1 protein-coding gene and 1 pseudogene are annotated in these 11,603 nt (G+C 47.0%); both read left to right on the plus strand.

Annotated features, from left to right (window positions below):
- Window positions 1–5,539: plipastatin non-ribosomal peptide synthetase PpsC (gene ppsC / locus RAC86_RS27950; RefSeq protein ID WP_377886251.1), on the plus strand; the 5,539-nt coding region annotated here is incomplete at its 5' end.
- A gap of 25 nt (window positions 5,540–5,564) precedes the next feature.
- A pseudogene (gene ppsD, locus RAC86_RS27955) lies at window positions 5,565–11,603 on the plus strand (plipastatin non-ribosomal peptide synthetase PpsD); the annotation flags it as partial.

Below are 11,603 nucleotides of genomic sequence, written 5' to 3' on the forward strand. Positions count from 1 at the left end.
CGATCAAGCGGAAATCGAAAGGCTGAGTGACAGGACAAGCTTGAAGCGTGTATTCGCCGGAGGTGAACCGCTTGCGCCCCGTACGGCAGCCCGTTTTGCTTCTGTATTGCCGCAGGTATCATTAATCCATGGCTACGGGCCGACAGAAGCAACGGTAGACGCGGCATTTTACGTATTGGATCCAGAACGGGACAGGGATCGTTTGCGGATTCCGATTGGGAAACCCGTACCCGGTGCGCGTTTGTATGTTTTAGATCCGCATTTAGCCGTACAGCCTTCCGGTGTCGCCGGCGAACTGTACATTGCCGGAGCGGGTGTTGCCAGAGGTTATTTGAATCGGCCGTCATTAACGGAGGAGCGTTTTCTTGAAGACCCGTTTTACCCGGGGGAACGCATGTACAAAACCGGCGATGTGGCGCGCTGGCTCCCTGACGGGAATGTTGAATTCCTCGGGCGCACGGATGATCAGGTGAAAATCCGCGGCTATCGGATTGAACCGGGAGAAATTGAAGCGGCACTAAGAAGCATAGAAGGCGTAAGAGAGGCGGCTGTTACCGTACGGACAGACAGCGGGGAGCCGGAATTATGCGCTTATATAGAAGGGCTCCAAAGAAACGAAGTGCGGGCACAGCTTGAGAGACTGTTGCCGGGCTACATGGTCCCAGCCTATATGATAGAGATAGAACAGTGGCCGGTTACGCCAAGCGGAAAGCTCGACCGAAACGCCCTGCCAGCTCCTGGCGGAGCGGCAGATGCGGAGACCTACACAGCGCCGAGAAACGTGACTGAGATGAAGCTTTCTCAGCTGTGGCAAGACGTGCTGAAAAATGGCCCTGTCGGGATTCACGACAACTTTTTTGACCGCGGGGGGCATTCCTTAAAAGCAACGGCGCTTGTCTCACGGATCTCAAAAGAATTCGATGTACAGGTGCCGCTAAAAGATGTGTTTGCCCATCCGACGGTAGAAGGGCTGGCGGCCGTTATCCGTGAAGGAACGGACAGTCCATATAAAGCGATAAAACCGGCTGAAAAACAGGAAACCTATCCGGTTTCCTCTGCCCAAAAGCGGATTTATGTCCTTCAACAGCTGGAGGACGGAGGGACAGGCTACAATATGCCGGCTGTGTTAGAGCTCGAAGGGAAGCTCAACCCTGAAAGGATGGACAGAGCTTTCCAAGAGCTGATCAAGCGCCACGAGTCGCTTCGGACCTCCTTCGAACAGGACGCAGGAGGCGATCCGGTGCAGCGCATCCATGACGAGGCGCCGTTTACGTTACAGACTACAGTTCTCGGCGCACGAACCGAAGAGGAGGCCGCAGCCGCATTTATCAAACCGTTTGATCTCAGCCAAGCGCCGCTGTTCCGTGCCCAGATCGTAAAGGTATCAGATGAGCGGCACCTGTTGCTGGTTGATATGCATCACATCATTTCAGACGGTGTTTCCGTCAACATTCTGATTCGGGAATTCGGTGAGCTGTACAATAATCGGAAGCTTCCGGCACTGCGCATTCAATATAAAGACTATGCCGTATGGCAAGAAGGATTCAAAACAGGAGACGCGTACAAAACGCAAGAGGCGTACTGGCTGAAGCAGCTTGAGGGCGAGCTGCCTGTGCTGGATCTTCCGGCTGATCATGTCCGCCCGCCTGTGCGAAGCTTCGCGGGTGACAAGGTCTCATTTATGCTGGATCAAGAGGTTACATCAGGCCTTCACAAGCTAGCACGAGAAAACGGAAGCACACTGTACATGGTGCTTCTTGCGGCTTACACCGCGTTCTTGTCACGCTTAAGCGGACAGGAAGATATCATCGTCGGCTCGCCAATTGCCGGCCGGCCGCACAAGGATCTTGAGCCGATACTCGGCATGTTTGTGAACACGCTGGCGCTTCGGACGCGCCCGGAGGGCGGGAAGCCGTTTGTACAGTACTTGCAGGAAGTGCGTGAGACAGCATTGGAAGCCTTTGAGCACCAAGATTACCCGTTCGAAGAGCTTGTTGATAAGCTTGAATTGACACGGGATATGAGCAGAAATCCGCTGTTTGACGTAATGTTTGTTCTTCAAAACATGGATCAGGAATCGTTGGAGCTGGATGAACTTTGTCTCAAACCTGCAGCAAACAATGGGCATCAAACGTCCAAATTTGATTTAACCCTATATGCCCAGGAACAGCTCCACGGTTTGCTGACGTTCCAAATGGAGTTTAGTACTGACTTATATAAGAAAAAAACGATAGAAAAGTGGCTTCAATACTTCATCAATATGTTACTCTCCATCATCAAAGACAACAAAGCCGCTCTCGGAACAATAAATATCCTGAATGAGGATGAGACCCATTACCTTATCCACGAGCTCAATCGTACAAAAATAGATTATCCAAGAAATGAAACCATCAGCAGACTCTTTGAAATGCAGGCAGAACAAACGCCTAATGCTGTAGCAATTGTCAGCGACACCCAAGTATTCACTTACGAGGACCTGAACAGCTGGGCAAATCAAATTGCCTCAGTTCTACAGATAAAGGGCGTAGGGCCTGATAGTGTTGTAGCCTTGTTGACAGGCAGAACACCAGAACTCATTGCAGGAATGCTGGGCATTCTAAAAGCCGGGGGAGCCTATCTGCCTATTGCTTCTGATCTGCCTGTTGAACGAATAGCTTATATGCTGTCAGACAGCGGGGCGGCATTACTCCTTCAATCTGAAAAAACAGAAAAACAACTATTAGACATTGAATGTGAACAAATCATAATCGAAGATATTCAAAAGCAAGGAAAAACGAAGAACGTTGATTCTTCAGCAGGGCCACATTCACTCGCATATATCATTTATACCTCTGGATCAACCGGTAAACCAAAGGGTGTCATGATTGAGCAGCGAAGTGTAATTCGTCTTGTTAAAAACAGCAATTATATTACATTTACACCTGAAGACCGCCTTCTGATGACATCATCAATCGGTTTCGACGTTGGGTCATTTGAAATTTTCGGACCGCTGCTAAATGGTGCCGCTTTGCATCTGTCCGATCAACAAACATTTCTCGATTCCCATCAGCTTAAGAGGTACATAGAACATCAAGGAATCACAACGATTTGGCTGACATCTTCTCTATTCAATCATTTGACAGAGCAAAATGAACAAACATTTTCACAGCTGAAACATTTGATTATTGGCGGAGAAGCTTTGTCGCCGAGCCACGTCAATCGAATCAGAAATGTCTGCCCTGAAGTATCTATATGGAATGGATATGGCCCTACCGAAAATACAACTTTTTCGACATGCCTTCACATTCAAAAAACATATGAACTTTCCATTCCGATCGGGCGGCCGGTTGGTAATTCCACCGCTTTTATCTTAAATCAATGGGGAGTGCTGCAGCCGGTCGGAGCTGTCGGTGAACTTTGTGTCGGCGGAGATGGCGTCGCCAGAGGATATTTGGGCCGTCCTGATTTAACGAAAGAGAAATTTGTCCCACATCCATTTGCACCTCGCGATCGACTGTATCGCACAGGTGATCTGGCACGCTGGCTTCCTGATGGCACAATTGAGTACGTTGGCCGTATTGATGATCAAGTAAAAGTCAGAGGCTATCGTGTGGAGCTGGGTGAAATCGAATCAGCACTTCGTCAAATAGACGGGGTCAAAGAAGCCGCAGTGTTAGCACGTACAGCCCAGACCGGGAGCAAAGAGCTGTTTGGCTATATCAGCGTAAAAGCAGGCACGAATGCTGAACAAGTGCGTTCACTTCTCGCGCGTTCGCTGCCAAACTATATGATCCCGGCGTACATTATTGAAATGGAGACTCTTCCGCTCACATCAAACGGCAAATTGAACCGAAAAGCACTTCCTGAACCAAATTTCACATCTAAACAAACGTACGCTCCGCCTCGAAATGACCTTGAAGACCAACTTGTGTTGATCTGGCAGGAGGTTCTCGGCATCCAGAGGATCGGAATAGAGGATTCGTTTTTTGAATTGGGTGGAGATTCAATCAAAGCGCTTCAAGTTTCTGCACGCCTTGGGCGCTATGGGCTAAGCTTGCAGATAAGTGATTTATTCCGTCATCCAAAGATAAAGGACTTATCACCATTTATCCGTAAGTCAGAGAGAATCATAGAGCAAGGACCCGTTCAGGGAGACGTTCCTTGGATGCCTGTTCAGCAATGGTTTTTTTCACAAGATATTGAAGAAAGACACCATTTCAATCAGTCTGTCATGCTATTCCATTCTGGACGTTTGTCTGAAAACGCCCTTAGACCAGCCTTGAAAAAACTGGCGGAGCATCATGATGCGCTTCGGATGGTTTATCGCAACGATGATAGGCGATGGATTCAAATCAACCAAGGCATTCATGAGTCACAGCTATACAGCTTAAGAACCTCTGATCTTTCACAGTCAGAAAGCGGCTGGGAGACGCAAATCAAACAAGAAGTTGCAGATCTTCAGCAAAGCATCAATTTGCAGGAAGGACCATTGTTGCACGCCGCTTTGTTTAAAACACTGACCGGAGATTACTTGTTCCTTGCGATCCATCACCTTGTCGTTGATGGTGTCTCATGGCGGATTTTGCTGGAGGATTTGTCAGCAGGATATCAACAAGCTGCTGCAGGCCAGACGATCCAGCTTCCACCTAAAACTGATTCCTATCAGGAATACGCAAGACGCATACAGGAATATGCCCAAAGCAGTAAGCTGATTCGCGAAGAGGCGTATTGGCGAACTGTAGAAGAACAGCAAGCCGCAGAACTGCCCTATGAAATACCGCATCATCTGAACATCGACTTCAGCAAAAGGGACTCATTAAGCTTTTCACTGACTGAAGCAGACACCGCCGTCTTGCTGCAAAACGTCAATCACGCCTATGGCACAGATACACAAGATATTCTGTTAACCGCAGCATCCTTGGCGATTTGTGAATGGACAGGAGGAAGCAAGCTCCGTATCGCTATGGAAGGACACGGGAGAGAACACATTCTGCCAGAGTTAGATATCAGCAGGACGGTAGGCTGGTTTACATCCATGTACCCGGCCCTCATAAGCTTTGAAAATCATAGGGATGAGCTCGGAACCTCAGTAAAAACCGTTAAAGATACACTGGGCCGGATACCAAACAAAGGGGTAGGTTACGGTATGCTGAAATACCTTACACACCCTGAAAATAAAAGCATTACGTTTTCAAAAACACCTGAAATCAGCTTTAACTATTTGGGCCAGTTCAACGACAGCGAAAGACAGGACACCTTCCGCCCATCAAGCCTTGGTAGCGGAAAGGATATCACTCATACATGGAAGCGTGAGCAAATCATCGAGATGAGTGCAATGGCAGCAGACAAAAAGCTCCATTTCAATCTTAGTTATCCGCCAGCCCGCTTTCACAGAAACACAATGGAGCAGCTTATTAACAGGATTGAACACTTTTTGCTGGACATTATGAAACACTGCGCCGGTCAACAGAAAGCAGAAAAGACACTGAGCGATTTCAGCAGTCAATCATTAACGGCAGAGGACTTGGACAGCATATCCAGCTTGGTGGAAGAATTGTAGAAAATCGTGACAGGGAGACATGAACATGACAAAAGCGAATTCAATTCAGGATATTTATCCGCTGTCTTACATGCAGGAAGGGATGCTTTTCCATTCCCTCCTGCAAAAAGATTCACAGGCGTATGTTGAGCAAGCTTCTTTTACAATAGAAGGAAAAGTCAACCCGCAGTTTTTTCAAAACAGCATCAACGCTCTTGTAGAAAGACATGATATTTTCAGAACGATTTTTATCAGCCAAAATGTTTCCTCCCCCCAGCAGGTTGTTCTGAGAGAACGAAATGTCATCGTACTGGAAGAAGACATTACTCATTTAAACGAGGCGGAGCAATCACAGTTTATCGAGCAATGGAAAGAAAAGGACCGGGACCAGGGGTTTCATTTGCAAAAGGATGTGCTCATGCGCATCGCTCTGATTCAAACAGGAGAGAGCCAGTACTCTTGCATTTGGACCTTTCATCATATCATGATGGACGGTTGGTGCCTCAGCATTGTGCTAAAGGAGTTTCTGCATATTTACGCATCTTATGTAAATGCATCCCCTATAACATTGGAGCCGGTCCAGCCATACGGAAAGTATATCAAATGGCTGATGGAGCAAGACAAAGAGCAGGCGGTTTCTTATTGGGACCATTATCTTTCCGGCCACGAACAGCAAACCGTACTCCCGAAGCAGAAAAAAACAAAGGGAAAAAGCAGGCAGGAACACGTTACATTTTCATTCTCTAAGGAAGAAAGCAGCAGACTTTCAGAGCTTGCTGCAAGAGAAGAAGTGACACTCAGTACGATTTTTCATACCATTTGGGGCATTCTGCTGCAAAAATATAATAATAACGATGACGCCGTATTCGGTTCTGTCATTTCAGGAAGGCCCGCAGAAATCGAAGGCATTGAACATATGGTAGGTCTTTTCATTAATACGATGCCGATTCGGGTGCAGGGGGCAAAAACGCCATTTCTTCAACTTATAAAAGATATGCAAAAAGACCGTCTTGCCGCTGAAGCGTACAGCTACCACCCTTTGTATGAGATTCAATCCCGCTCAGCTGTTAAGCAAGGGCTGATTGATCATATTCTCGTATTTGAAAACTATCCGGTGCAGCAAGAGATTCAAATGCTGAACAAACAGGAACATGCTTCTGATCTTTTTCAGATTCATAATTTCACTGTCGCAGATGAAACCAACTACAGCTTTTATCTTATGGTGGCGCCAGGGGAAGAAATTCATATCAAAATGAACTATGATGCGGAGCAGCACGATCGGTCTTTTGTGCTCTCTGTCAAAGAGCATCTTCTGAATGCTGTTTCACAAATCTTAAATAATCCGAATCTTCCACCTGAAGAAATCGATATCACGACAGATACTGAAAAGCGGCAGCTGATTGGAGAAATCACAGATCGAACACCAGTTTACGAAACCATCCATGCCATGTTTGAAAAGCAAGCGGAAAAGACACCAGATGCTCATGCTGTAATTGATCAAGCCTGCTCATTAACATACAGAGAACTGAATAAAGCGGCTAACAGATTGGCACGGCATTTACGAATGAAAGGCGTTGTGAGACAGGAACCCGTTGCGATTATGATGGATCGCTCTGCGGCGTTTATCACCGGCATTCTTGGAATCTTAAAGGCAGGCGGCGCCATTGTTCCCGTTGATCCGCATTACCCGGCTGACAGAATCCGTTATATTCTGCATGATTGCGGCTGTTCGCATGTTGTTTCACAAGCGCATCTTTCCTCATCGTTAGAAGACAATTACATTATCACTTATCCAGAAGAAATCGAAAGCAAAGTAGACGGCAGTAACATAAAGTCAGTCAACAATGCTGACGATCTGCTGTATATGATTTATACATCAGGCACAACAGGTAAACCAAAGGGTGTTCAATTTGAGCATCGAAACATGGCTAACTTGCTGAAGTTCGAATATACTCACTCCGGCATTGACTTTGAAGCAGATGTTCTGCAATTTGCGACACCTTCGTTCGACGTCTGCTATCAAGAAATATTTTCTGCGCTTCTGAAAGGCGGCACACTGCACATCGTGCCAGAAGCCATAAAAAGAGATGTGCCTCAGCTGTTTGCATTTATAAACAAGCATCAGACGAATATTGTGTTTCTCCCAACTGCTTTTATCAAAATGATTTTCAGCGAGCGAGAACTTGCGAACTCGTTTCCTGATGGCGTCAAACACCTGATCGCAGCCGGGGAACAATTAATGATTTCAGACCTTTTCCAAGATGTGTTGCGTGAACGCGGCATACACCTGCACAATCATTACGGACCTTCAGAAACTCATGTGGTATCTACGTATACCATTCATCCTGGAGACCCTATTCCTGAGCTTCCGCCAATCGGTAAACCGATAGGCTGTACTGATCTATATATTTTGAATCATCAAAAACAGCTTCAGCCATGCGGCGTACCAGGCGAACTCTATATTTCCGGCGCAAGTGTTGCCAGAGGATATGTCAATCACGATAAACTGACAAGCGACAAATTTTCATCCGATCCATTCAAGCCTGGTGTGATCATGTACCGGACAGGTGATTTGGCCAGACGGCTTGAAGACGGCAACATCGAATATATCGGACGGGCAGACAATCAAGTGAAAATCAGAGGTTATCGAATTGAGCCGCAAGAAATCGAAGTCACGTTAATGAATCACCCGGACATTAGTGAGGCTGCCATTCTCATCTGGCAAGATCAAAACGGTGAACATGAATTATGCGCTTACTATTGCAGTGTACAAAAGCTGAACGCAATAGATTTACGCAGTTATATGGCTAGTGAGCTCCCAGAATACATGATTCCGGCGAAATGGATATGGGTTGACAGCATACCTCTTACCCCAAATGGAAAAGTAGATCGCGCAGCACTTCCGGGGCCAGATGCTTCAATCAGCGGAAACCCATATACTGCCCCTCGAAATCTGTTAGAGGCAAAGCTTTCGCAACTATTTGAAGATGTGCTAAAGAATGGACATATAGGCATCCAAGACAACTTTTTTGACAATGGCGGCCACTCGTTAAAAGCAACAGTGCTTATGTCACGGATCGCAAAGGAATTCCATGTGCAAGTTTCACTTAAGGACATCTTTGCTCATCCGACTGTTGAAGGATTAGCTTTAATTATTCGAGAGGCTGAACAAAATCTGTATGCAGCAATTGAACCAGCAGAAGAAAGGGATACATATCCTGTATCTTCGGCCCAAAAACGAATCTATGTGCTTCAACAGCTTGATGAGGGTGTCGCCTATAACATGCCTGCGGTCTTAGAACTGGAAGGTGCACTGGATGTCGCCAAACTGTCTGCTGTATGTAAAGAACTGATCAGCCGGCATGAGCCGCTTCGAACTTCCTTTGTATCCGGAGCTGATGACGAGCCGGTTCAGCGTATCCACACCGAAGTGCCGTTTACGTTAAGTAAAGAGACCACTATCGAGGGATTTGTCCGTCCCTTTTGTCTCAGCCAGGCGCCATTATTTAGAGCAGGCCTTATAGAAGTGTCAAACGAGAAGCATGTATTGCTGGTGGATATGCACCATATCATTTCAGATGGCGTATCCGTTCAGCTCCTAATCCGAGAATTTACCGATCTTTATGCAAACCGGCAGCTTAAGCCATTGCGGATCCAATATAAAGATTACGCCGTATGGCAGCAGAAATTTAAAAAGGGAGACTCGTACCAAAAGCAGGAGACTTACTGGCAGCAGCAGTTTAGCGGGGACCTTCCTATACTGGAGCTTCCAACAGATAAACGACGTCCGGCAGAACGGCAATTCATAGGCGGAAAAGTAACCTTTCAATTGGACAAAGAGATCACGGCCCGCATAAAGCGGCTCGCCCATAAAAACAGAAGCACGCTTTATATGACGCTTCTCGCTTTGTATTCAGCCTTTTTGTCTCGGTTAAGCGGTCAGGATGATATCGTGATTGGTTCACCTATCGCCGGACGGCCCCATGCCGACCTTGAAGCTGTTCTTGGGATGTTCGTCAATACATTGGCTCTCCGCACACGCCCGGCGGGTAATAAGACATTTGAGGAATTTCTGAAAGAAGTCAGACAGACGGCACTAGAAGCGTATGAGCATCAGGATTACCCGTTTGAAGAGCTTGTGGACAAACTCGGTGTGCAGCGGGAAATGAGCCGGAATCCTTTGTTTGACACAACGCTAGTCCTTCAGAATATGGAACAGCAAAAGCTAAAAATGAATGATGTACAGCTTCAGTGGAACGACTTGGAGCACCCAATATCAAAATTTGATATTTCCCTATACGTTACAGAGCATGATTCCGAGCTTTTCTGTCAGTTTGAATACAGTACAGCTTTGTTTGAGAAAGAAACCATCCAAAGGTGGGCCAGCCTTTTCACCACGCTTGTGGAACATACAGCTGCCAGTCCTGAAACAGAATTGGACGATATTCCAATCTTAACAAAAGAAGAAGAGAGAGATTTCATTGAAGCATGCCATCCGTTTGAGGAGACGGGCTATTCAATGAATCAAACGCTCCACTATGCACTCGAACAGCAGGCAGCAAAAACGCCTGATCAGGCGGCCGTTATCTTCGAAGATGGAGCGATGACCTATAAAGAATTGAACGAACAGGCTAACCGTATCGCCTGGGAGCTGATTGGACGGGGGGTAAAACCCGAAACGACTGTTGCCATTATAGGAAAGCGTTCACCTGAAATGTTGCTTGGCATTTATGGCATTCTTAAAGCTGGCGGCGCTTATCTGCCCATCGACCCGGATTATCCGGAAGAACGAATCAGCTTTCTGCTGGAGGACAGCGGTACAAACATTCTCCTGCTTCAGTCTGCCAGCCTTCATATTCCGGCATTTACAGGAGAGATTGTCTATCTCAATCAGACAAATAGCGGACTGGCACATCGTTTGTCCAATCCGAATGTGAACGTTCTCCCGCAATCTTTAGCCTATGTCATCTATACATCCGGCTCTACCGGGATGCCTAAGGGTGTTGAAATTGAACATCGATCAGCGGTGAATTTTTTGAATTCCCTACAGTCCCGCTATCAGCTAAAGCCTTCAGATATGATTATGCACAAAACATCATATTCATTCGATGCTTCAATATGGGAGCTGTTTTGGTGGCCTTATGCCGGAGCTTCTGTTTATCTGCTTCCTCAGGGAGGCGAAAAAGAACCTGAAGTGATCGCGAAGGCCATAGAAGAACAAAAGATCACAGCTATGCATTTTGTGCCTTCAATGCTCCATGCATTTTTAGAACATATAAAATATCGCTCTGTACCGATTAAGACAAACAGACTCAAGCGAGTGTTTTCTGGGGGAGAACAGCTGGGGACCCATCTTGTCTCCCGATTTTACGAGTTGCTTCCAAATGTTTCAATAACCAATTCCTATGGGCCAACGGAAGCAACCGTAGAAGCTGCATTCTTTGATTGTCCGCCACATGAAAAACTTGAACGGATTCCAATTGGAAAACCTGTTCATCATGTCAGATTGTATATCCTGAATCAGAATCAGCGGATGCTGCCTGTTGGATGTATCGGCGAACTGTACATTGCCGGAGCGGGTGTTGCCAGAGGTTATTTGAATCGGCCGGCATTAACGGAGGAGCGTTTTCTTGAAGACCCGTTTTACCCGGGTGAACGCATGTACAAAACCGGGGATGTGGCGCGCTGGCTCCCTGACGGGAATATTGAATTCCTCGGGCGGTTGGATGATCAGGTGAAAATCCGCGGCTACCGGATTGAGCCGGGAGAAATTGAAGCGGCACTAAGAAATATAGAAGGTGTAAGAGAGGCGGCCGTTACCGTACGGACAGACAGCGGGGAGCCGGAATTATGCGCTTATGTAGAAGGGCTCCAAAGAAACGAAGTCCGAGCGCAGCTTGAGAGACTGTTACCGGGCTACATGGTCCCAGCCTATATGATAGAGATGGAACAGTGGCCGGTTACACCAAGCGGAAAGCTCGACCGAAACACCCTGCCAGCTCCTGGCGGAGCGGCAGATGCGGAGACCTACACGGCGCCGAGAAACGTGACTGAGATGAAACTTTCTCAGCTATGGGAGGACGTG

This window comes from Bacillus sp. LR_5 (assembly GCF_042709275.1).